The organism is Bacteroides sp. OF03-11BH (genome assembly GCF_003604005.1).
GTDB lineage: Bacteria > Bacteroidota > Bacteroidia > Bacteroidales > Bacteroidaceae > Bacteroides > Bacteroides ovatus.
The window spans coordinates 1-22,912 of the sequence record NZ_QTMW01000048.1 but is presented as its reverse complement, the minus strand read 5'-3'; the positions used below and the strand labels follow the sequence as shown (position 1 = coordinate 22,912).

The following is a 22,912-nucleotide window of genomic DNA, read 5'->3' as shown; positions in this document are numbered from 1 at the left end:
AAAAACGAAATGAATGAAATATCAGTTAGAAATAACCACCTTACTGGTTCCTGTCAATGTGCATCAACTGTTTGAGAAATGTGAATGGCCTGAACTAAACTGTTTTGACAGAGAAATGGTTGAAGGCTATTTCTCTGATTTGGTGAATGGTATTCAAACCGATGAGGCTTTGGACGATTGGACGCTGACCGTTGTCCTTTATATCGGCACTTATTTGGGAGCCAACCATATCAGTATCTGGAAACATGGAATCACCGATACGGTAACTAAAGAAAAAGTGCTGACGATAGGTATACCTCTTCCTTGTAGTAAAACCATTCGTTGGGGAGTGAAGAAGAAAGGACGTTTTACGGGTAAAATACCGGATGAAAGCTTTAGGAGGAATAACAGACTCCTTCCCGTCAACTTTGCAAAATATGATAATATGGAGACCTATATAGAAGATAACATCCGGATAGCCCTTTTGAACCTGTTTGAAGTTGGTTTTACCCTGAAAGGATATAAAGTAAAGAAGCGGTAATAAGTAACTGAATTGTAATCAAACTTCTTTTTCATAGGGATTAAACTTGCTTATCCCGGCAGGAAAACGTATCTTTGTTGGTAAGAAAACTATAACCGCAAGTTCTGATTATAAAACCGGAACTTTTGATTATGTAATCAGAAGTTTCAGTTATAAAACCAGAACTTGCGGTTTTAGTTTGTCCTATAGGAAAAACAACTTTTCCTGTAGGGGAGAACAAGTTTTCTACCTATAGCGAGTAAGTTTTCTATTAATAATCCATATTTCAAATAAACTTTAGTATTATGGCAATGTACGTAATGGAAGAAATGCCCGATATTCATGGAACGGGCGAACAGGTACTTTATCCTCGGTTTGCAATGATAGATCAGGTATCTACCGAGGATTTAATACGTCAGATAGCATCCAGCAGTGGTTTTAATGTCGGAGATGTGGAAGGCGTAATTACACAGATCGGTATTGAAATGGCACATCAGATGGCAGAAGGCAAGTCTGTGAAGCTGGATGGTATCGGAACATTCTCTCCTTCGTTGGCGTTATGCAAAGATAAAGAACGCGAAAAGACCGGAGAGGGTGAAACCCATCGTAACGCACGAAGCATTGTGGTGGGGAGCGTGAACTTTCGTGTAGACAGGAAGATGGTGAGGCGTATCAACGGAAGATGTCTGCTGGAAAGAGCTCCGTGGAAGTCGCAACGCTCTTCACAGAAGTATACACCGGAGCAACGACTAGCATTGGCTGTTAGATATCTGGAGGAACATTCTTTTCTGACGGTCTACGAATACCGGAGACTGACAGGTCTGCTGCGCACAACGGCTACCAATGAATTGCGTCAATGGGCGTATACACCCGGTTCCGGTATCGGGATTGATGGTAGAGGAACACATCGGGTGTATATAAAGAAAACATAATTCATCATATTTGTATGATGATACTATACAAATACTTTATATCTTTGTAAAACAATGACATAAATCGCGATTTAACCATACCACTGAAAATATGAAAACAAAAACTTTATTAGGCTTCTTTCTCCTCTCTCTCATGACTTTTTGTATATCAGCCTGTCAAGATGATGCAGAGATTATTTTATTTAGCGGTTCCGAATTAATCGACGAAACGGGAACCTGTACGAACACGATTTCTTCTACAGTCCTGTATCTTAATGGATGGGAAGCGGAGAATATCGGGATAGCTAATGGAAAAGGTGGCTACTCGGCGCAAAGCTCCGATGAAACGATTGTGACGGCGACAGTCAACGATAATAGGTTATGGCTTAGCTCACACGGTAAAAAAGGGAAAGTAACGGTTACTGTTAGTGATAAGGATGGTAATTATGTCACGCTGCCTGTTACGGTTTCTTATGGTGTACTGACATTTACATGTCTCGACCAGCCTGAATTCCAAGTGTCCAGACCTAGTGAAGATATGTTGTTATTGGACGCAGAAGAGGACTTGCAGAAGAAGGTGAATGCGGCAATGGCTTTTTATTCTTTTATTAATAAGGGAGATATCTGTGTGTTACGACCGGATGATGTGTATCGTTTATCTGAAGAAGGAGAAGGAGGGAAATTCACCTATAAAACAAAGGATGAACAGGTGCTTGTTGAAGGGACATATCGGATAGAATGGGCTTCACTGGCTGGAAAACAGAAAAAAGCTTTTGTCTTTACATATAAAGGTGAAAATGATGTAGAGAAACAACACACCTTCTTTAATTTTAGCCCGTATTTAGGAACTCAAAGTCTTACAAGAGAAAGAGGTCCGATTACTACGGCATGGTTGGAAGATGTATCTGATTCACCTTATCTCGAAGATGTTTTACCTGCAGATAGAACGGTTGTATATTGGGTGGATACAATGATCTTCAGTTTATCTGCGGAGGATTTGTAATCATTTGTACGGGCTTTATTGTAAAGCCCGTATACGTACTTCGGTTGTTTTCTCATTTTTCAATCCTTCTTTTACTTTATTGATATCCGTATCTCCGTAATGATAAGGATACAAAATGTGCGGCTTGATAATTTGAGTTGCACGTATCGCTTGTTCCGGTGTCATGGTGTAGGGTTGGTTGACTGGCAGGAAAGCGATATCAATATCTTTCACTTGGTTTAGTTCTGGAATATCTTCTGTATCTCCGGCGATATAGATGCGGGTCCCTCCCAGAGTAAGAATATAGCCGTTGTCACGTCCTTTGGGATGGAACTTATCTCTGCCGGGAGTCGTATTATAGGCCGGTACGGCTTCCAGTTTCATATCATCTGCCAGTTGAAGCACATCACCGTTCTTCATTTCCTGTCCTCTGTTCAGCATTTTCCGGCAATTAGGATTAGCAATAATTCTAGTCCCGCTTGTTTCGATAGCTGCTATTGCTTTGGTATCGAAATGGTCTCCATGTTCATGCGTAATCAGGATGAAATCCGCCTTCGGCTGTTGTGTATAGTCGGCGTAATCGGATACTGGATCAACGAATATTTTTTGTCCTGCATATTCCAGCAATAAGCTCGCATGTCTGAAGAAAGTGATCTTCAGGCTTTTCCCATTTTGGGTGGTAAATGAATCCATTTCAAAGTTTTGCATCTTTGTAGTCAGGTTAGTTGGGTTGTTAAATGAATGGGAATAAGAAAATCCGTAAGAAAAGCATAATACGAATGCTAATAATAGATTCTTTTTCATATCTGTACAGAATTTGGTTCCCTGCAAAGATAAACATCCGAGAAGATTTATCGGTTCATATTTGAAATGATTCTTTGCGAAATTAACTTTCTTTTTGTGGAAAATAAGAAGTCACGGGAAATATTTCATTCCCGTGCCTTCTCTTATTATTTTATACCTTTACGGTATTCTTATGCGTTCAATGCCTGTTCGATATCAGCAATAATATCATCCGCATTTTCGATACCTACCGATAGACGGATCAAGTCCGGGCGTACACCTGCTTCCATCAGTTGCTCATCCGTCAACTGGCGGTGAGTATGGCTCGCCGGATGGAGCACGCAACTACGTGCATCCGCCACGTGAGTAACGATCGCAATGAATTCCAGTGAATCCATAAACTTGATAGATACGTCACGTCCGCCTTTCAGTCCGAAGGAGATGACTCCGCAGGAACCATTCGGCATATATTTCTGTGCAAGGCTATAATATTTATTGTCCGGCAGTCCGCAATAGTTTACCCAGGCAACTTTCTCATTTTTAGAAAGATATTCGGCTACTTTCTGCGCGTTGCGGCAGTGTTGAGGCATACGCAGGTGCAACGTTTCAAGTCCCAGATTCAATAAGAAAGAATTTTGCGGGCTTTGGATGCTGCCGAGGTCACGCATCAGTTGGGCAGTTGCTTTGGTGATATAAGCACCTTTGCCGAATGCTTTGGTATAAGTCAGTCCGTGGTATGACTCGTCCGGAGTACAAAGTCCCGGGAATTTTTCAGCATGAGCATCCCAGTCAAAATTACCGCTGTCTACGATACAGCCACCTACGCTTGTAGCGTGTCCGTCCATGTATTTGGTAGTAGAATGAACCACGATGTCAGCTCCCCATTCAAATGGGCGGCAGTTGATCGGGGTCGGGAAAGTGTTGTCAACAATCAAGGGAACCCCGTGACTGTGTGCAATGCGTGCAAATTTCTCAATATCCAGTACTTCAAGAGAAGGGTTGGAAATCGTTTCACCGAATAAAGCTTTTGTATTCGGTTTGAAAGCTGCAGAAATTTCTTCTTCGCTGGCATCCGGATTAACGAAAGTCACATCGATGCCTAGCTTCTTCATGGTCACGCCAAACAGATTGAACGTACCTCCGTAAATAGCGGAAGAGCAAACAAAGTGATCTCCTGCCTGACAGATATTAAAAATGGCATAGAAGTTGGCAGCCTGGCCGCTGGAAGTCAGCATAGCGGCTACACCACCTTCAAGGGTAGCGATTTTGGCGGCAACAGCGTCATTCGTTGGATTTTGCAGGCGGGTATAAAAGTAACCACTGTCTTCCAGGTCGAACAGGCGGGCCATCTGCTCGCTGGTATCGTATTTGAAAGTTGTACTTTGATAGATGGGCAATACGCGTGGTTCGCCTTTTTTAGGCGTCCATCCTGCCTGTACACACAGGGTTTCCGGTTTGAATTGTTTTGCCATAATGTTATCGGGTTTTAATGTTTTATTTCAAAAAATGTTTTAATGCTGCAAAAGTAGGGAAAATAATTGTATTTTTGCCCTGTTTATGAGTGAAATGATACTCTTGCGAAGGAGATAGTTAATGTAGTTATGAAAAATAAACTCTATATTCTTTTATTCTTAGCTTTTCTTTTTTCGGGCACAACTCTTTGGGCACAGCAGAAGGCAACCCCGAAGGCGGGTGAAGGTATCTCTTCTTTTCTATTAAGGCACAACCGCTCTCCGAAGAAGTATTACGACGACTTTATTGAGCTGAATAAACAGAAACTGGGAAAGAACAATGTGCTTAAAGTGGGCGTGACGTATGTTATTCCTCCCATCAAGAAATCACCTTCCGGAAATACCGGGACAAAGCAACAATCTCCGAAAGCTAAATCAACAAAAATAGGAACTACCCTCAATCAGCCTCTGTTTGGAAAACAACTGGCTGATGTGAAAGTCACTTCCAACCGTCTTGCCGGTGCTTGCTTCTATGTGGTCAGCGGACATGGAGGTCCTGATCCGGGTGCTATCGGGAAAGTTGGTAAATACGAACTGCACGAAGATGAATACGCTTATGATATTGCTCTCCGTCTGGCACGTAACCTGATGCAGGAAGGGGCCGAAGTCCGTATTATCATTCAAGATGCTAAAGATGGTATCCGTGATGATTCGTACCTGTCAAACAGTAAACGGGAGACTTGTATGGGTGATCCAATTCCTTTGAATCAGGTGCAACGCTTACAGCAACGCTGTGATAAAATAAACGCTCTTTACCGGAAAGACCGTAAGAACTACTCTTATTGCAGGGCGATTTTTATTCATATTGATAGCCGTAGTAAGGGAAAACAAACAGATGTCTTTTTCTATTATTCGAATAAAAAGGGAGAAAGCAAACGATTGGCAAATAATATGAAAGATACGTTTGAGTCAAAATATGATAAGCATCAACCCAACCGGGGCTTTTCCGGCACAGTAAGCGGGCGTAACTTATACGTACTTTCCCATACCACTCCCGCTTCCGTCTTTGTGGAGTTGGGTAATATCCAGAATACGTTCGATCAGCGTCGGTTGGTGATGAATTCCAATCGTCAGGCACTCGCCAAATGGCTGATGGAAGGCTTCCTGAAAGACTATAAGGAGAAGAAATAACATTTTTACTTCTCCTTTCGTGAACAAAATAAAAATCTGAATGTTTTATATATGCAAATCGCCTGATGGCTACTTGTAGGTATGCGAATATATATAGGCTAGTGAATATGCCTCCCCGGCATAACAGGAAGATTGCATAGTAGTTTTGTCGTGTTTTATTTTGTGTTTGTGTTGTGACGGTGCTGCGATGTGAATCGGGGTACCGTTTTTTCGTTTCTCTTGAATTCCTTAAAGGGCGTGTTATTTCATTTTCTTATCATATTATTGAATAAAATCTTATCAATCCTGTGAACAAAATCCGGAAATCTATGTTATTTATTGTGCAAATCGCCTGATAAAGCTTCTTGTGTGTATGCGAATATAGATAAGTCAAGCAAGGTATGCCTCCCCGGCATGACAGGAAGATTGCATAGTAGTTTTGTCGTGTTTTATTTTGTGTTTGTGTTGTGACGGTGCTGCGATGTGAATCGAGGTGCCGTTTTTTTTGTCACATATAAAGAAACGGCAGGCTTACAAATAAGAAACGAGCTTACAAATCTCCTAAAGTATATCATAGAATCTCTGCAAGCTCGTTTTATGAGTGGTGCTTTTGCGCACCTTATCTAGTTGTTATAAAGGCATATTACCATGCTTCTTGGGCGGGTTTGTCTGCATCTTGTTTTCCGTCATTTCCAGTGCCTGAATCAGACGTTTGCGAGTCTGTCTCGGATAAATGATTTCGTCAATATATCCCAGCTCGGCAGCCTGATACGGAGTGGCAAACTTTTCTTTGTAGGCTTCCAGTTCCTTGGCCTTTGTTGCTTCGTCAGCTTTGCGGAACAGGATATTGATGGCGCCGTCCGCACCCATCACAGCAATTTCTGCACTTGGGTAAGCGAAGTTCACGTCAGCTCCGGTCTGCTTGGAGTTCATTACGATATAAGCACCACCGTAAGCTTTGCGGGTAATCACTGTCAGTTTGGGAACAGTGGCTTCTGCAAATGCATAAACTATTTTTGCACCGTGACGGATGATACCATTGTTTTCCTGTGTATATCCCGGAAGGAATCCCGGAACATCTTCGAATGTAATCAATGGAATATTGAAGCAATCGCAGAAACGGATAAAACGGCTTGCTTTGTCGCTGGCATCAATATCGAGAACACCGGCAAGATAAGCTGGCTGATTCGCTACGATACCTACCGAACGACCTGCCATACGGGCAAAGCCAATGATAATATTCTTAGCAAAGTTCGGCATCACTTCGAAGAAATAGCCGTTGTCTATAACACGTTCGATAATGTCTTTCATGTCATACGGTACGTTCGGGTCTACCGGAACGATTGTATCCAGAGAAGTATCTTCGCGGTTTGTTTCGTCAGTGCAAGGTTTTTTCTTAGCTTCATCCATATTATTCTGCGGTAAGAAAGAAAGCAGTTCACGGATGCTCATCAGCAATTCTTCTTCGGTATTGCACATAAAGTGAGTCACACCGCTCTTGCTACTATGTGTCATTGCGCCACCCAGCTCTTCTTTACTTACTTCCTCATGAATCACAGCTTTTACTACATCCGGACCAGTCACAAACATGTGACTTTTTTCTTTCACCATAAAGATGAAATCGGTCAGGGCAGGAGAGTAGCAGGCACCTCCGGCGCAAGGACCCAGGATTGCCGAAATCTGTGGAATCACACCGCTGGCCATTGTATTCTGATAGAAAATATCAGCATAACCGGAAAGGCTCTCGATCCCTTCCTGGATACGTGCACCGCCCGAATCATTCAAAGCGATAATCGGGGCACCGTTCTTCAATGCAAGTTGTTGTACTTTCACAATCTTTTTAGCATTGGAAGCTGACAGTGAGCCGCCATATACCGTAAAGTCATAAGCGTAAACAAACACCTGGCGACCGTCCACCTTTCCGTAACCGGATACGATACCATCTCCCGGAATTTTGTTCTTATCCATACCGTAGTTCGTACAACGGTGAACCATCAACTTATCCAGTTCAACGAAAGTACCCTTATCGAGTAACATCTCGATACGTTCGCGAGCAGTCATTTTACCGCTTTCATGTTGCTTCTCTATTTTATCAACGCCTCCACCAAGAGAAGCGATGCGGTCACGTTCCTCGAACGTGGCGTATGCTTTATTTATTTCTTCCATAATGCAATCCGTTCTTATTATTATGCAATCGGTTCTAATGTTATTAATGTCTGTTCGCCGGTTATGCTATCACCTTCTTGAACCAGAATTTCTTTAATGCGGCAATCCGAAGTCACTTTGTAGTTGCTCTGCATTTTCATTGCTTCGATAACGATGGCAGTATCTCCCGCTTTCATTTCCTGACCGACTACAACAGGTATTTTCACTACCTTGCCCGGCATCGGAGAAATGATGCAGTCGTTCTGTTCCTCTTCCCCTTTCTTGCGCATCCGTAGATATTTTGCCTGGCTGTCCACAATTTCTACATTGAAACTGCTATAATGCGTATTCACTTTATAGCTTTTCCCGTTATCACGGCGAATCAGCTGTGCATTCGAACTGCGTCCGTCCATCAAGATGTTGCAAGTGCCGTTTTCCGCCATCACTACATCTGCTTCAAACGGTTTTCCATCAATGGTAAGCACCACCTTGTTATCTTCCTTGCTGACCAACTCTACTTCGGCCACACGGTTTCCTATATGAATTTCCATAATTGAATTCTCTTTGTTAAAATTAGATTCTCAACACTCCCTTGTGCAGTCCGAACTCTTTCCATTTGCTGATAGGACGGTTGTCGGTAGCCATACCGCTGTTGTTCTCTTCGAGGTTCATCAAGTAGTCCATATAGGCGGCAATCAAAGCAATATTTTCGGAATGTTCGCTAGTGCGCATGATACGTTGTTGCAGATATTCGCCGTTCTTGGTGATGAATCCTGTATCATAGTGACCTTCCACGAAATCGGGAGTGTCCATGATGGCACGCAGATAGCTGATGTTGTTTTTCACACCGGTCAACTTATATTCGTGGAGTACGCGGCGCATCCGCTCGATAGCGTATTCGCGGTTGGTAGCCCATACAATCAGTTTACCGATCATCGGGTCGTAGTAGATTGGAATTTCATATCCCTCGTACACATAACTGTCGATACGTACACCGATACTGTTCGGCTCTGTAATCTGTTTGATGATACCCGGGCTCGGCATGAAATTCATTTCTGTATCTTCGGCACAAATACGACACTCAATAGCGTGTCCGCGTTGCTGGATATTTTCTTGTTTCAGTTGAAGCACCTGTCCGTCGGCAACTTTAATCTGCTCTTTCACCAAATCTACCCCAATCACTTCTTCCGTAATCGGATGCTCCACCTGTAAACGGGTGTTCATCTCAAGGAAATAATAGTTGCGGTGTTTGTCAACAAGAAATTCGATAGTACCCGCACCAATGTAGTTTACTGCTTTAGCCGCGGCTACCGCTTTTTCACCCATGTCTTTCCGTAGTTCGGGAGTGACGAAAACCGAAGGAGTCTCTTCTACGATTTTCTGGTTACGGCGTTGCACGGAACATTCGCGTTCACATAGATGAATGACGTTTCCATGCTTGTCACCAAGAATCTGGAACTCGATATGATGAGGCTCTTCAACGAACTTCTCCAGATAAACCGTGTCGTCGCCAAAGGAAGACAACGATTCGCTCTTGGCAGTAGTATAAGCTTCTTCCACTTCTTCGGCACTGTGGATGAGGCGCATACCCTTTCCACCACCGCCCATAGAAGCTTTCAGCATCACCGGGTATCCGATCTTATTGCAAAGTTCTATGGCTTCTTCCACACTTTTCAAATTGTCTTGTGTGCCGGGAACAACGGGTACTCCCGCCTCGATCATTTTGATACGGGCAGCAATTTTATCCCCCATGGCTTCCATTGTTTCCGGATTAGGTCCGATAAAGATGATTCCTTCTTCCTGGCATCGACGGGCGAAGGTAGCATTTTCGGACAAGAAGCCGTAACCCGGATGGATGGCGTCCGCATGAGCTGCTTTCGCCACTTCGATGATTTTTTCTATATTCAGATAACTCTCTTTGGATGCTGCCGGCCCTACGCAATAAGCTTCGTCTGCATAAAGCACATGCTTCGCGGTCCGATCTGCTTCGGAGAAGATAGCGATACTCGTTATCTCCATCTCCCGGCAGGAGCGCATCACCCTTACGGCAATTTCACCGCGATTGGCTACTAAGATTTTTTTTATCATACTTTTTTCAATTAAGTACATACTTATTAATGTCTTCCCATCTAATGGACATACTCCACCCGACGAAAAACAGTATTTTTTTGATTTGGGGCTTAACAAGTGATGCTCTTTCTCCTAACCCACGAGGAGGGGAGCGTCTTACACAAAATGGCAGGTCTTCTGACTGACTCTTGTCTTATTTGCCTTCCCGATTAACATCAGTGGCGTTAAATTAGTTCAATTATAAGACATTGAACAGAGCTTCACAGCAGCGGGACTGTTCGGGACTTACACCCGATTCCCTATTAATCGTCGTCCGTTGGATACGGATTCTGAACCATTTCGGGGGGCAAAGATAAATAAATATTAAATAAGATGTTCCTTTTTTGCACGAAAGTTTCATTTTTGTGCAATGCTTGTCTTTAAATAAGGATTCTTTAATTAGTGTATAACCTTGCTACTTTTCTAAACTATATTTCTCCTGATATTGTTAGGTTGATAGTAATTAATTAAAAGGAGATATTCGTATGAAAGAAAAGAAAATAGCTCGTGAAGAAAGAAATCAGGAGAAACTGGCTAACGGTGATTGGGTAATGGCAGAGTTTTATGCAACGTGGTGTCCTCATTGCCAACGTATGAAACCGGTTGTTGAAGAATTTAAGAAACTGATGGAAGGAACATTGGAAGTGGTATTGGTAGACATCGATCAGGAACCTGCCCTTACAGATTTCTATACAGTTGAGTCGACTCCTACCTTTATTCTTTTTAGAAAAGGACAACAGCTCTGGAGACAATCCGGCGAATTACCTTTGGAAAGATTGGAAAGAGCAGTGAAAGGATTCAAATCCTGACGATTATTGCATAGTTTGTTACAATGATATGCGTAGCTGATTCTATGCTGGTATGTCTTTGTCTGGCATACTTCTAATATGCATAAAGAAAAGCAGAAAGTATTCTCCGGTGAGGTACTTCCTGCTTTTCTTTATTTTTATTGCTTTCTGTTGAGTCGTAACTCATACAGGCAAGCCTGTACCTCTTCAAGGCTGCCGGTATGTTTTCCTTCATCATCAGACAGTTTGATACATTCCCTCCATTCCTGATTGACATTCATCTTACATTGTGTCAGTTTCATCACGATGTTCGAAGGTTCGAACCCGGTATCGTTGGTGAGATTGGTACCGATCCCGAAAGAGCAGCGGATTTTGTTTTTGCAGTATTCTTGAATATCCAATGCTTTTGTAAAGTCTAGGGCATTGCTGAATACGATGGTTTTGGTTGTCGCGTCGATTCCCAACTCTTTGTAGCGGGCAACCAGCTTATCGATAAACTCAAATTCATTGCCGGAATCACACCGCACTCCATCGAAAAGTTTGGCTTGTTTACGGCTAAGGTTGCTAAGGAAGATGCCGGAAGTATATGTATCGGAAAGTGCGATACCTAAATCACCATCATAAACATTCACCCAGTTTTCGAGTGCCATATAGTTGGCATGTTTATATCCGAACTGTGCTCCATGAAACATAAACCATTCATGTGGATGAGTTCCCATCATTTTCATTCCATATTTCATTGCAAAGTTACAGTTGGAAGTTCCGGTGCAATATTGCGCTGTTTCGTTCAGCTTCTTGATAACCGTTTCCTGCACATCAATGGAGAATCTTCTCCGTGTGCCGAACTCTGAAAAGCGAAGCTGATGTTGATTCGACAATTCTATTTTCTCCGACAGCTTGCAAAGAATCTCGTTCATGTCTGCTACATTGCCAAAGAAACGGTTTTTGATTTCGGAGACAATAGCGAGCAAAGGCACTTCGTATAAAGTCACTTTATAAAGCAAGTCAGTCACTTCGATGTGGAGATGACAAGCTTCATCCAGATGAATATCAATCTTATTCGGATCGAAACGAAAAGAAGACAACCACTCCCAGTAGACTCTCGGAAGGAATCTGCAGTTTTTCGTCATGTATTCCAATTCCTCTTCCGTGAACCTCAACTGACTAAGATTCTTGATCTCTGCCTTGAGTGCCTTCAGGAAATCTTCGGTATATTGAGTTTCATTCCGGTCGTTGAAACTAAACGTGCCCATTGCATAGGGAAACAGTTTGATATAAGCATACGATGTGGTAAACTTATAAAGATCGGTATCTAGTAATGTCTTAACAATCATTTCGTTCGCTCTTTATATTTTATAACGTCGTAAAGTTAGTATTTGTTGAATAATATAACGACTTAATCATTAATAATTATGCCTTTTTTTATTCGAGGGGAATAAAGCCAGGATCTGAATATATATTCTGTTTGCAATGGCAAATTCCTTATCTCTTATTATAGTTACCTCAATAAGTCAAGCCGATTTTCAACGTAATGGAATGGTGTGACAATTCTTCCTTAAACGTCGTATGGAAATACGGATCTTCCTGTTTCTTTGTCCGTTCCAGTTTCTGGAGTTCATAACCTGCCATCAAATTCAGTTTAAATTTCCGGTTGACCTTAAATTGTGCACCGATGGAAGGAGAGAGGTAAAAGCCTCCGTTTGCTTCTCTGTCTGTGGCAAAAGACCCACCGATATGACATTCCAGATAAGGAGTCAGTCTCCTGGGCTTCGTTATATAAAATTGCGCACTGGCATAAAGCGGAATGAGTAGTTTTTCATAAACAGAAAGTCCGCTGCCTGCACCGATGGCAAACCGTTGACTGATGTGGTAGTGACTGACGATTTGCCAGTTGAAAGGCGTGTAAGAAGGCTGATTCATAGAAAAACCTGTCCCGATATATGTAGTGTAAGAGAGACGTCTGCTGTCTGTTTGTCCGTCGGCACATACAGTGATGAAAGATAGCAGCGCAAAGATGAATATAAATTTCCTCATAATGATGCAAGGATAGAGTTTGATAATATTATGGTTAGCTACTGCTATTGCACATACACGGTTATACTTTTAACGATATGCAATGCAGTTGTGAGTGAAGAAGTATCTTTGGTAAGATCTCCATTACTTCCATCCGGGCTACTGTGTCCGATCAGTTTGGCTGTAAATTCTTTCTTGCCGGAAGTCAAATCCACTTCTGCTGCGTAGACAAGGGCAGGCTGTCCGCTCCCTTCTTTTCCACCGGAGTAATTGGCGTCTCCTTCTTTGGCCGATTTCGGATATGCATCATTGAAATCTGTAGAATGATTGATTTCAATTTTGACTATAAACTTCTTCAACTTCCCGGTTGGCGACATCTTCACATTAAAACTACCTTTCGGAGTAGCTCCGCTGATACCGTCCGTCAACGGTTCCTTTTTGCTAGGGAGATATAACCCGTCTTCATATTGGATTCCCCGTTGATAACACCAATGCGGCAGCGCTTCCTTTCGGCGGTTACCGCCGGAGGCTTGCCAGGATTGAGTGGCTATTTTGTGTGTCACATACACGGTGGACAGATAATTCCCTTCCATGTCTTCAGTCCAGATTGCAATCTGGGGCGGATTTTTGATGTTGATGCCTAGAAACAAAGGAAAATTATGCAACCACTCTTCCCCTTTTTCAATAGATATTTTAAGATCGTTACTGTCGTATTCTACTAAATCCCGGTTGCATCCACTATTTATCAATAGAGAAAGAAACCATATTCCCATTATTGTCATTTTATTCATTTGATTAGAGTTGTTTTTGTAACCAGAGGTCTACTAATAGATTGATGCCTTCTTCCAATTCCTCCCAGCCGCTTTCCTGCTGAATCTTGAGGCCGTTGTAGACCGGGCAGTTTTCTTCGAGCAATGCCAGATAACTGATGGCTGCGGTGATGATGGAAGCCATAGCAGCAATCTCTTTTTTCGGATGTTTTGATAGTTTGCTGACTGCCTCTACCAGCCAGATTCCTTTCTCTTCCCGTTTGTTGCGCAACTCTTTCACAAACTTATTGTCCGTTGTCAGTTCCCAGCGATACAGGCGTTTCAATGTATAATTCTCCCGTAACCGCATGATTTGTCTTTTGAATATCTGCTTGATAAATGCGGCTAAATGAGCCTGATCCGGTAACTCTTCATCGAAATTAATCCAATAGTCGTTCTGCTGAATGTAGGCTGCTATCAGTCCATCCAGCGAATTGAAATAACGGTAGATAAGCATTTTTGAAACTTTGGCCTTGGCTGCTACCGCATTGATCCCCAACCCCTCGAAACCGCTTTCTTCAATGATGTCGTTGACGGCTGTAATCAGGGTCATTTCCGTAGCCTGTCTGTTTTTAGTAATCTCTTTTTCCATACTTTGATACTTTTGTTACTGACTGGTCACAAAGATATGTTTCCTATCGGTAACATCAAGGAAAAAGAGATTATTTTTTGTAATGGTTGCCGGTTAATAACCTATCATCTTTACCGATAATACGTTATCCGGTCGTTTTATGATAACGCCACTGTCGGATTATGAACGGTCAGTCCGCCATCCACCACAATCGTTTGTCCGGTGATGTATCTGGCATCGTTCGAAGCCAGAAAAGCGATGGTAGCTGCAACATCCTCCGGTTCTCCCAGATAAGGAGTGGCACATTGACCGAGGAAGATATTACGTACATCCTCATTCAGGTTGTCCAATGCAGCGGGAGTAAGTACCAGTCCCGGAGCTACGGCGTTGCAACGGATGTTTTTCTTTCCCATTTGAGTAGCGATATATTTCGTCAGGTTGATGACACCCGCTTTGCTGGCGCCGTATAAAGTACCGTTGGCATCAGCCGTAAGTCCGCTTATGGAAGCTACGTTGACAATGTTCCCGCCACCATTGGCAGTCATGATAGGAATGACCTGTTGGGAAAGATACATCGTGCAGCAGAGATTCAGATGGAATGCTTCGTCAAAGTAGTTGATGTCCAGCTTTTCGATGCTAAGGTCACGTTTGGGATCAGTTCCTCCTACATTATTAATCAGTACGTCTATTCTTTGATATTCATTCATGGAAAAATCAATCAACTCTTTGCAACTCTGGAGTTCGGTGGCGGAGAAATAGACATGACGCACGTCAGCCCCTGCGTGCGTGAGTTCGTTGGCAAGCTGCTCCGCTCTTTTCTCGGAATGGTCAGCGATGACTACTTTGCCTCCTTCGGAGACAATGCGGCGTGTGGTTGCTTCGCCGATACCACCGGCGGCACCGGTGATGACAACTACTTTATTTTCGAATCTGTTCATATAATGGGAATTTGATGGTTACCTTCTATTAGAAACAGCTGGCAGAGGAATTTGTTAGCCCTCATAAACTCTCTTTAATAAGATAAGGTGTTCGATTCGAAAACTTTTGCATCTATTCCAGTTTTACGCTCTGATTATTTAAGAAAACTGTTAAATGTTAATGCATGGCCACTCATTTGTTAATACAGCTCTGATTCTATTAAACCATGTTATAAGATACGCTGCTTTGGCCTCAAAATTTGGAGATAACCGAAAAGTCCGTATCTTTGTACTGTGTTTTTCATAGTATTAGATTTAAGGTTAACAAAAGATTGGCTGTCTGGGATAGATAGCCTTTTTTTATGCCTGTAAGTCAACTGCAGACCGAAGAGATTAAAACAACGAATATTGGTTATCCCGCAGGCTTTTCATCTCCCGTTCCTTTACGATATCATCTTCGGATAAATGGCCGATGAGTAGCGGTGAGTTTTTATCATGTTTCCTCCTATTATATACTGCCGTGTTATAATTGCCTTTGATGGCATAACAATAAATACATCCGTTCAGGCAACTTTCATAAGTTCCGATATCAATGCTTTCAATGCAGTTGCAGATGTTACGCTGGTTTTTATCCTTTTGGGCGAGGATAGGATAACCGATGATCTTTTCTATCAGATCCTTATCAATACACAGGCCGCTCGGAATACCTAAATGTCTTAAATCCACTTTTACAGTACAAGTATCCAGCTGTATGTCGGGATAAACGTCGATTGTTTTTTTAAAGGAGACAGCCATTTCTTCTATTTCCTCTTGAGTCAGCGGATGGATGTTGAATAACCGTACAGAGTTCCGGATATGCTGGTAATGATCTATGAATCCCAGCATACATTTGGCAGTGTGGTCTTTGAGTTCGTCGGCAATCCGGGCAAATGCTTCCTGGTGGAAAGAAACATTGTATTCCTCGTTCGTCAGTATCGGATCATATCTCCAGATCACCCTTTCCCTGCCGATTTTATCAGCCAGCTTTTTAAAGGTATCCATTCGTTTATCGATGGAGGGCAAATGATTTTCCAGCTTTTCTCCGTAGGGGTTAAGTGTAAATTGGAAGTAATAGTTGTAATCCTGCAATTTCTCCAGTTGGTTGAGCATAGGTGCCGGGTTCTTGGTCCAGAAAACAAAGCAATCTACTACAGCAGGAGATAGAGAGATCTTGCTAATCATTTTCGGATGATATGGATTGGGCACTAATACATATCCTTCTTTAATCCGGTTGAAAAACCACTGGGAATAGAATGCCGGAATATCTGTCCGGCGGCTGGCACTGATTATCATAGTTCAAAGTTACAAAAAAAAGACGATGTTGTTTCAATGATTCCCTCTTTTTTGTATTCTTACTTACCCAAGAAGTAGCTTGTGTGAATGAATATGTTAAATGTTAACGTGTGAAGTCTGAAATGTTAATGCGCTTCCCAGAGTATTAAACCCTGTTATAATATGGGCTGTTTAGGCTCTAAAATTTGCTATTTACCTGAAATATGGTACCTTTGTACAGTGTTTTTTTCATAAGTATTAGATTTAAGGTTAACAAAAGATTGGTTGCTCGTGATGAGTAGCCATTTTTTGTTTTTATACACTATGATTGTTTATTCCTTAATCATAGTCAACAGCATCTTAGATCTCTCCACTGCTGTAAGGGCATGCGGCGCATTCGCCGGAAATACGATACTTTCTCCTGCTTTTACGGTGAACAGAGTTCCGTTTACAGTAATATTCACTACCCCTTCCAATACCTGCACGAGCGCATCAAACGGGGCACGATGTTCGCTTAACCCTTCTCCTTTATCAAAAGAAAATAAAGTGATATTTCCTGCCGGACTTTTGATTAACTGTTTGCTGATAACGCCTCCTTCAGTATATTCAATGAGAGAAGCCAAATGGAGCACAACTCCTTTTTGAAATGATTGTTCCATATTTGTTTTATTTTTAAGTTAATATCATATAGAGAACACTTTTCGAATATGCATTGTTTGTCTATAACAAAAAACGATTTTTATTGTTATAGTACGAAAGACTCAATAAACTAACCATTATTATGAAGAAGAATATCTTATTGTTTGGAGCACTGATAGGTGCTTTCTTATTGGTTTCCTGTTCGGGAGGAAACAAGAAACAGGCTGCGTCCTCCGTCACTCCAGAGGAATTGGATAATGTCAGTAAAGTGATAAACTATTATCATACATCGCTCATCGTGTTGAGGCATGTAGCTAATGCAAAAGACGTAAATGCGGTCTTGGGATATATGGAACAGACAGGAAAAGTTCCTGAAGTATCTCCGATAGCACCGCCTGAAGTATCTGCCAGAGACACTGCGGAATTGATGGATCCGGGAGATTACTTTAATATACAAGTCCGTCAGAATCTGAAGCAGAGTTATAGAGGACTTTTCAGTGCACGGGCGCAATTCTATGATAATTTTAATAAGTTTCTCTCTTACAAGCAGGCCAAAGAGACAGCCAAGGCTGGCAAGCTCTTGGATGAAAACTATCGGCTAAGTGTAGAAATGTCCGAATATAAACAAGTGATTTTTGATATTCTAAGCCCTCTCACGGAACAGGCTGAAAAAGAACTTCTTGCCGACGAACCGTTGAAAGATCAAATCATGGCTATGCGTAAGATGTCCGGCACTGTGCAAAGCATAATGAATCTTTATTCCCGCAAACATGTACTGGAGGGTGCTCGCATTGATGTGAAGATGGCAGAATTGAAGAAAGAACTCGAAGCTGCAAAGAAACTTCCTGCTGTCACAGGCTATGATGAAGAGCAAAAGAATTATTATAGCTTCCTGTCTTCTGTGGAATCGTTTATGAAAGATATGCAGAAAGCAAGAGATAAAGGCGCATATTCCGATGCAGATTACAATGCGATGTCGGAAGCCTACGAATATGGACTTTCCGTTATCTAAAGAATTCTTCCTCTGTTTGAATGAGTTGCAATCATGTTTCTTCAAGCAGGGGATGCTTTTTTAATTAAGTAAAGAAGTCCTTTTTTTACTATCCCCTTTTAAACAGGAGTTTTACTTTTGCATTTGGATTAAGAAATAATATCTTTGTTATATGCAATCATTTCAACTGATAAAACCCTGTTTTGCACTGGCTCCCTATATACGGCATTACTGGATATTGCAAGACGACTCAATAGCTCCTGTCTCCGAACGGATTCTGCCTATTGGCTGCATGCAACTGGTATTCCATAAAGGGAAACAACTTCTTTTGTTGGGCGAGTCGGAGCTGCAACCCCAATCCTTTATTTCCGGACAATCGGTCGGTTTCTCGGATGTGATGTCTACAGGCAGGATAGAGATGATTACTGTTGTTTTTCAACCTTATGCGGTAAAAGCATTGTTTCATATACCCAGTCATTTGTTCCGTGGGCAGACTGTAGATACCGATGCGATGGAAGATGTAGAACTGTCGGATTTAGTGAAACAGGTCACGGATACTTCTGATAATGCAGTTTGTATTCGGTTGATAGAGCAGTTTTTTCTTCGTCGTTTATACACTCTTCCCGAGTATAATCTCAAGCGGATGTCTGCTGTCTTTCATGAAATAAACCTCCGGCCGCAAATCAATATTTCTCATTTGTCGGAAACAGCCTGTTTGAGCAGTAAGCAGTTTGGGCGTATCTTCGCCGATTATGTCGGCACTACTCCCAAGGAATTTATTCGTATTATCCGTATGCAACGGGCGTTATCCATGCTGCAACAGGATGCTACGATTCCTTTTGTACAAGTGGCTTATGAATGTGGCTTTTCCGATCAGTCTCACATGATAAAGGAATTCAAACTCTTTTCCGGTTATACCCCTGCGGAGTATCTTTCTGTATGCGCCCCTTATTCCGATTATTTCTCTGAACTCTAAAGATGTCTCTTTTTTTCTATCGGGCTTCCTCGTGTTACCCTACTTTTGCAATGTCTTTGCAAAGGCTTAGTAGTAACCATAAAAAAGAAACGAGATGAAAAAATTAATTGCATTTTTTGAGATTCCTGCTACCGATTTCCGTCGGGCTGTCGATTTTTACGAAACTGTGTTGGGTGTGCAACTTCCGACTTTTGAATGTGAAACAGAGAAAATGGCTTGTTTCACGGAAGAAGGTGAAACCGTCGGTGCTATTTCTTATGCTTCAAATTTCGACTTTCTTCCTTCAACGCATGGCGTACTTATCCATTTCAACTGTGAGGATATTGAACAAACGCTGGAAAAAGTGCTTCTGAAAGGAGGGAAAGTTGTCATTCCCAAAACAAAGATTGAGGCAGACGATAAAGGATGGTTTGCCGTATTCACGGATAGTGAAGGAAACAGGATTGGCGTCTATGCTGAAAAATAACAGGTAGGGAAGAGGGAACAGCCTGTCTGGAAGTGACTGCTGTTCCTTCGTCCCCTTATCCGGATTATTCTACCGGAATATAGATCTCCGTCAACAACTCTTCGGGGGGAGTGTCACATGGATTGTTCAGATAGCGTTCAGCACTGGCTTCATCACGTATCGTACATTCCATTTCGGGCAGATACTTTCCGTAAATCGTATCGTACACAGCTTGCAGATTGTCATACGGGCCTTTATAAAGGAAAATAGCATAACGTCCGGCTGGGATAACCTTGAATCCCACATCACTTTTGGGGGCAACCTTTACAGGCATTACCATGCATACGTCTGTACGCAGTTTCTCGGTTGGCGTCACTTTCGGATCATCGTGGTAGATGCAAAGCGGGCTGAAATCTCCCATCGGCAGTTTTTGTTCTTTGATGAATTGGAATAAACGGCCCCAAGTGCCACCGTAATCATTCAGTTTGTAGTCGCCTGTAAGGCGGATATAAATCACATTCCGTTCGGAGACATTTCTGATCTCTTTTTTTAGTTCCAGGTCTGGCCTGATAATCGCTGGTTTCATAATTACAAAGTTTTTATTGTTTCTATATTCTAAAGGTGAAATGCCATAAAATTGCTTGAACACTTTCGATAATGAAGAAGGGGATGCGTAACCAATCCGGTAGGCGATGTCAGCAATCGGAATATCCGAGTAGCGGAGTAGGCGTGCGGCAGCTTCTGTCCGCGTCCGGACAATAAACGTACCAATCGGTTCACCGAGAAAAGCTTTCATGATCCGGTGAAAGTAAAAAGGAGAAAAGTTTGAAATTCTGGCCAGAGATTTTAAATCAATATCTTCTCCTAAATGTTGGATGATGTATTCCACTACAACATTTACGCACTTTTGATATTCCTCTTTCGTTGTTTTTTTCTGTTGCATAACTAATTTTGGTATTTCACTTCGCAAAGGTATTGGTAAAAAAGCGAAATGACTTGTCCGATATTGCGGAAATGTCAACTTTCTATTTTCTTTCTATGGTTGCCCTATACCTGTTTTGAGAATTTATTTTGATATATAATGTACCTTACAGTGGTGTTATGGTGTGAACCATGACCAAATTTTTAACCGTTAATTGCGAAATTGATTTTCTTGTTTTAAATAATGTCAAAAACTAAAATAAAAAGGCCGGTTTTGTTATAAACTATTATTAAAATGATTATATTGTAACCGAATTATTAATAAAAATAGCCATGGATAAAACAATTGTAGGGAACAATGCCGGAAAGGTCTGGTATGCCCTGAAAGAAATTGGTGAAATTTCAATACCTGAATTGGCGAGAAGATTAAACCTAAGCGTAGAAAGTACAGCATTGGCCGCCGGTTGGTTGGCACGAGAGAACAAAATTTGTATCCAACGGAAAAATGGATTAATTGCTTTATCTGATGAAAGCGCTTTTCCCTTCAGCTTTGGATAATAGCAGGTTTTGTGAGTGAATATCTTTGAAGTTCCGTTAACTTATAAGTAAGAATATGTCCGTATAAGGTATCACAAGTTAAGTTTGAACTTAAGAAGTTTTATATTTAAAAGAGTTGCTCAATAATAGGGCAACTCTTTTAACGTATAATAAACGTATAAAAATGTCGAATCGTGTCCGGATGTAGATAAAATTTATATACTTGTATTCCACAATAATAATTGCCTGTTTTTTCTCTGGCAATTCTATTCCGGAGAATATCTTTAGAATCCTACCCGTTTTCTTCCCTGGGAGAAATCCATTCCTTCGTAATTATAGATTTCAGCCAGTGTCATGGGGTGTGTCTGTTCGGGAATATCCAGGCTTTCTTCCTTGATTAGTTGATTAACCTTATCAGTAGTCAGGTCTTTAAACTCGTATCGGGCAGCCAGACGTCCTTTTCTAAGCAATGCTTCGTCGATATCTTTTAATGGAGCATTAAAGGTGCAGATAAATTTGATACACAATTCATCGCTCAATAGCCCGTCGCTAATATTCAGTATGTTGACTAAGCCGGCATTCATACGGTTGCCTCCGTTGCGGCTTGACAATAGTTCTTCGCAATCCTCTACGATGAAGATAGAATTCTTTTGTTGGCGGATGAAAGTGATAAAGCTCGGATCCGAAAGTTTATCTACCAGGTCTCCACTCATATAGATCATTCTCTTTTTTCCAAGATTGATAAGGTGGCGGATATAAGTCGTTTTTCCTGTACCCTGTTTTCCATGCAAAATGATTAATCCGCTTTTGTTGTCCTCCAGCAGAAAGTTTTCGATCTCGGCAGCTACGGGAACAAAATCATCGTTATAGTGACGATCAATCTGAATAGCAGGTTCATTAACTTGCGATTGTTTCAGGCTGAAGTAGTTATGAGAGTATGTTACTATAAATAGATTGTTAAGTTTCTCATTTTCCTTCTTGTGGTTTTCGCAAATCTGATTGATCTGATTGATTTCCTCCTTGTCGATATTGGAATAGACAATCTTTACGCAATTATCAAAATAGCCGATCATCAAATTCTTTTTGCAGATAACGATACAGTCGTATAACTCTTTTGTAGATGTATTATCTTCTTCTTCCTCCTCTTCTTCTTTTTCATTTTCAAAATGATTGCAGTACACATGCTCGAATATATCGAACGCGTCATCTTGCTGATAAAGTTCCTTGATTTCTTTCAGAAAATCCTGGTTTACTTTATATTTTACCATTTTCATGGAAGGGAATCGTTTGAATATCTGATAGAATAGACTACAAATGCTACTGTCGCTGAACCATCCTGTGGAGTAATCAAAAATATCTGTGAAATCTGCGAGTGTGTATTCTTTACTCATTTTTTCTTTTTATATAAATAGAATGGCAAAGGTACGAAATAAATCTATGATATGAACTGAACCGATTTATCATTTTCTCGAAAAACATAGGTGTGGATAGTTTCCTGTATTTATATCAAAGCTCCTGCAAATGATTTTTCATTTTCATTTCTCATGTTCTCATAATATATGTGATAACAATCTTCAAATCAGTTATATAATACTATGAGAAATAAAACACAAAAGGGTATTTCTCATAGTGTTACCAGCATTTTGTCCACAAAACAAAGTATTTCTCATAGCTTTTCAAGGCATTTCTCATAATCTTTCGTAGGGCAAAGAGGCTAATTAATTGTAATAGATTCAATGCTACATATTCAGTTATGTATTGATTAATAATATATTATAAAGCGTTTATGAAAGTGTATGGAGTAGATATTCTCATGTTTTCCTACCGGTATCTGAATCGTTCCACTAGAGTGGAAAGGTCTGTTCACTAGAGTAGATAGAACCGTTCACTCCAGTGCACAGGGCAGACGCATTATATTTTTTACTATATTCTCCTTTGTTATTT

General features: G+C 41.3%; 23 protein-coding genes and 1 riboswitch. Of the genes, 9 read left to right on the top strand and 14 right to left on the bottom strand.

Annotated features, from left to right (window positions below):
- The first annotated feature begins 13 nt into the window (after positions 1-13).
- From imm9 to DXA54_RS23280, 3 genes are all read left to right on the top strand, one after another.
- A complete protein-coding gene (imm9, locus tag DXA54_RS23295; RefSeq protein ID WP_004296812.1) occupies positions 14-520 on the top strand; it encodes an Imm9 family immunity protein in 507 nt (168 codons plus the stop codon).
- Between the two features lie 284 nt (positions 521-804).
- The gene (locus DXA54_RS23285) at positions 805-1,431 is read left to right on the top strand and encodes an HU family DNA-binding protein (RefSeq protein WP_004306889.1); all 627 of its coding nucleotides are present in this window, start codon (positions 805-807) and stop codon (positions 1,429-1,431) included.
- A 91-nt stretch (positions 1,432-1,522) separates the two neighbouring features.
- Positions 1,523-2,413, top strand: coding sequence for a hypothetical protein (locus DXA54_RS23280; protein WP_008650396.1), 891 nt, complete (start codon positions 1,523-1,525; stop codon positions 2,411-2,413).
- A gap of 15 nt (positions 2,414-2,428) precedes the next feature.
- Here DXA54_RS23280 and DXA54_RS23275 read toward each other — a convergent pair whose 3' ends face one another.
- Positions 2,429-3,196 carry an MBL fold metallo-hydrolase gene (locus tag DXA54_RS23275; protein WP_085939314.1) on the bottom strand — a complete coding sequence of 256 codons (768 nt, stop codon included), beginning with the start codon at positions 3,194-3,196 and terminating at the stop codon, positions 2,429-2,431.
- A gap of 170 nt (positions 3,197-3,366) precedes the next feature.
- Positions 3,367-4,647, bottom strand: coding sequence for an O-acetylhomoserine aminocarboxypropyltransferase/cysteine synthase family protein (locus DXA54_RS23270; protein ID WP_008650398.1), 1,281 nt, complete (start codon positions 4,645-4,647; stop codon positions 3,367-3,369).
- A gap of 129 nt (positions 4,648-4,776) precedes the next feature.
- Here DXA54_RS23270 and DXA54_RS23265 point away from each other — a divergent pair, with 129 nt between their 5' ends.
- Entirely contained in the window at positions 4,777-5,817 is a 1,041-nt protein-coding gene (locus DXA54_RS23265; RefSeq protein ID WP_008776359.1) for an N-acetylmuramoyl-L-alanine amidase, read from the top strand.
- Positions 5,818-6,426: 609 nt separating this feature from the next.
- On the opposite strand, the gene DXA54_RS23260 is transcribed toward DXA54_RS23265, so the two are convergent.
- From DXA54_RS23260 to accC, 3 genes are read right to left on the bottom strand one after another with little or no spacing between them, the layout of a single operon-like run.
- Positions 6,427-7,962 carry an acyl-CoA carboxylase subunit beta gene (locus DXA54_RS23260; protein WP_004308982.1) on the bottom strand — a complete coding sequence of 512 codons (1,536 nt, stop codon included), beginning with the start codon at positions 7,960-7,962 and terminating at the stop codon, positions 6,427-6,429.
- Between the two features lie 20 nt (positions 7,963-7,982).
- On the bottom strand, positions 7,983-8,492 hold the full coding sequence (locus tag DXA54_RS23255) for an acetyl-CoA carboxylase biotin carboxyl carrier protein subunit (protein WP_004306894.1): 510 nt from the start codon (positions 8,490-8,492) through the stop codon (positions 7,983-7,985).
- A gap of 22 nt (positions 8,493-8,514) precedes the next feature.
- Positions 8,515-10,029 carry an acetyl-CoA carboxylase biotin carboxylase subunit gene (accC, locus tag DXA54_RS23250; protein ID WP_022199080.1) on the bottom strand — a complete coding sequence of 505 codons (1,515 nt, stop codon included), beginning with the start codon at positions 10,027-10,029 and terminating at the stop codon, positions 8,515-8,517.
- 131 nt (positions 10,030-10,160) lie between these two features.
- Positions 10,161-10,365: riboswitch (cobalamin riboswitch) on the bottom strand.
- 170 nt (positions 10,366-10,535) lie between these two features.
- Here accC and DXA54_RS23245 point away from each other — a divergent pair.
- On the top strand, positions 10,536-10,859 hold the full coding sequence (locus tag DXA54_RS23245) for a thioredoxin family protein (RefSeq protein ID WP_004296832.1): 324 nt from the start codon (positions 10,536-10,538) through the stop codon (positions 10,857-10,859).
- Positions 10,860-10,996: 137 nt separating this feature from the next.
- On the opposite strand, the gene pncB is transcribed toward DXA54_RS23245, so the two are convergent.
- The 7 genes from pncB to DXA54_RS23210 form a co-directional block, all read right to left on the bottom strand.
- The gene (pncB, locus tag DXA54_RS23240; protein ID WP_008650402.1) at positions 10,997-12,172 is read right to left on the bottom strand and encodes a nicotinate phosphoribosyltransferase; all 1,176 of its coding nucleotides are present in this window, start codon (positions 12,170-12,172) and stop codon (positions 10,997-10,999) included.
- A gap of 169 nt (positions 12,173-12,341) precedes the next feature.
- On the bottom strand, positions 12,342-12,872 hold the full coding sequence (locus tag DXA54_RS23235) for a hypothetical protein (RefSeq protein ID WP_008650403.1): 531 nt from the start codon (positions 12,870-12,872) through the stop codon (positions 12,342-12,344).
- Positions 12,873-12,916: 44 nt separating this feature from the next.
- Entirely contained in the window at positions 12,917-13,642 is a 726-nt protein-coding gene (locus tag DXA54_RS23230; RefSeq protein ID WP_008650404.1) for a hypothetical protein, read from the bottom strand.
- 4 nt (positions 13,643-13,646) lie between these two features.
- Positions 13,647-14,252: a TetR/AcrR family transcriptional regulator gene (locus DXA54_RS23225; RefSeq protein ID WP_008776365.1), complete on the bottom strand. Its 606-nt coding sequence runs from the start codon at positions 14,250-14,252 to the stop codon at positions 13,647-13,649.
- A 137-nt stretch (positions 14,253-14,389) separates the two neighbouring features.
- A complete protein-coding gene (locus DXA54_RS23220) occupies positions 14,390-15,169 on the bottom strand; it encodes an SDR family NAD(P)-dependent oxidoreductase (protein WP_004296838.1) in 780 nt (259 codons plus the stop codon).
- 372 nt (positions 15,170-15,541) lie between these two features.
- Positions 15,542-16,480 (bottom strand): DUF1848 domain-containing protein, encoded by a 939-nt coding sequence (locus tag DXA54_RS23215; RefSeq protein ID WP_004306900.1) that lies wholly within the window; start codon positions 16,478-16,480, stop codon positions 15,542-15,544.
- A gap of 311 nt (positions 16,481-16,791) precedes the next feature.
- Positions 16,792-17,118, bottom strand: a complete 327-nt coding sequence (locus tag DXA54_RS23210; RefSeq protein WP_008650406.1) for a cupin domain-containing protein — start codon at positions 17,116-17,118, stop codon at positions 16,792-16,794.
- 122 nt (positions 17,119-17,240) lie between these two features.
- Between DXA54_RS23210 and DXA54_RS23205 the strand changes: the two genes are divergently transcribed.
- The 3 genes from DXA54_RS23205 to DXA54_RS23195 all read left to right on the top strand — a co-directional run bounded on the left by DXA54_RS23205 (position 17,241) and on the right by DXA54_RS23195 (position 19,531).
- Positions 17,241-18,110 (top strand): DUF6845 domain-containing protein, encoded by an 870-nt coding sequence (locus DXA54_RS23205; RefSeq protein WP_008650407.1) that lies wholly within the window; start codon positions 17,241-17,243, stop codon positions 18,108-18,110.
- Positions 18,111-18,261: 151 nt separating this feature from the next.
- The gene (locus DXA54_RS23200) at positions 18,262-19,065 is read left to right on the top strand and encodes a helix-turn-helix domain-containing protein (RefSeq protein WP_008650408.1); all 804 of its coding nucleotides are present in this window, start codon (positions 18,262-18,264) and stop codon (positions 19,063-19,065) included.
- A gap of 94 nt (positions 19,066-19,159) precedes the next feature.
- Complete coding sequence (locus DXA54_RS23195) at positions 19,160-19,531, top strand: VOC family protein (protein ID WP_004296844.1); 372 nt, start codon at positions 19,160-19,162, stop codon at positions 19,529-19,531.
- Positions 19,532-19,595: 64 nt separating this feature from the next.
- Here DXA54_RS23195 and DXA54_RS23190 read toward each other — a convergent pair whose 3' ends face one another.
- Complete coding sequence (locus DXA54_RS23190; protein ID WP_120080808.1) at positions 19,596-20,453, bottom strand: GyrI-like domain-containing protein; 858 nt, start codon at positions 20,451-20,453, stop codon at positions 19,596-19,598.
- Positions 20,454-20,764: 311 nt separating this feature from the next.
- Between DXA54_RS23190 and DXA54_RS23185 the strand changes: the two genes are divergently transcribed.
- Positions 20,765-20,989, top strand: coding sequence for a winged helix-turn-helix domain-containing protein (locus DXA54_RS23185; RefSeq protein ID WP_004296847.1), 225 nt, complete (start codon positions 20,765-20,767; stop codon positions 20,987-20,989).
- A gap of 263 nt (positions 20,990-21,252) precedes the next feature.
- On the opposite strand, the gene DXA54_RS23180 is transcribed toward DXA54_RS23185, so the two are convergent.
- Positions 21,253-22,359 carry an AAA family ATPase gene (locus DXA54_RS23180; RefSeq protein ID WP_004306902.1) on the bottom strand — a complete coding sequence of 369 codons (1,107 nt, stop codon included), beginning with the start codon at positions 22,357-22,359 and terminating at the stop codon, positions 21,253-21,255.
- Positions 22,360-22,912 lie beyond the last annotated feature (553 nt).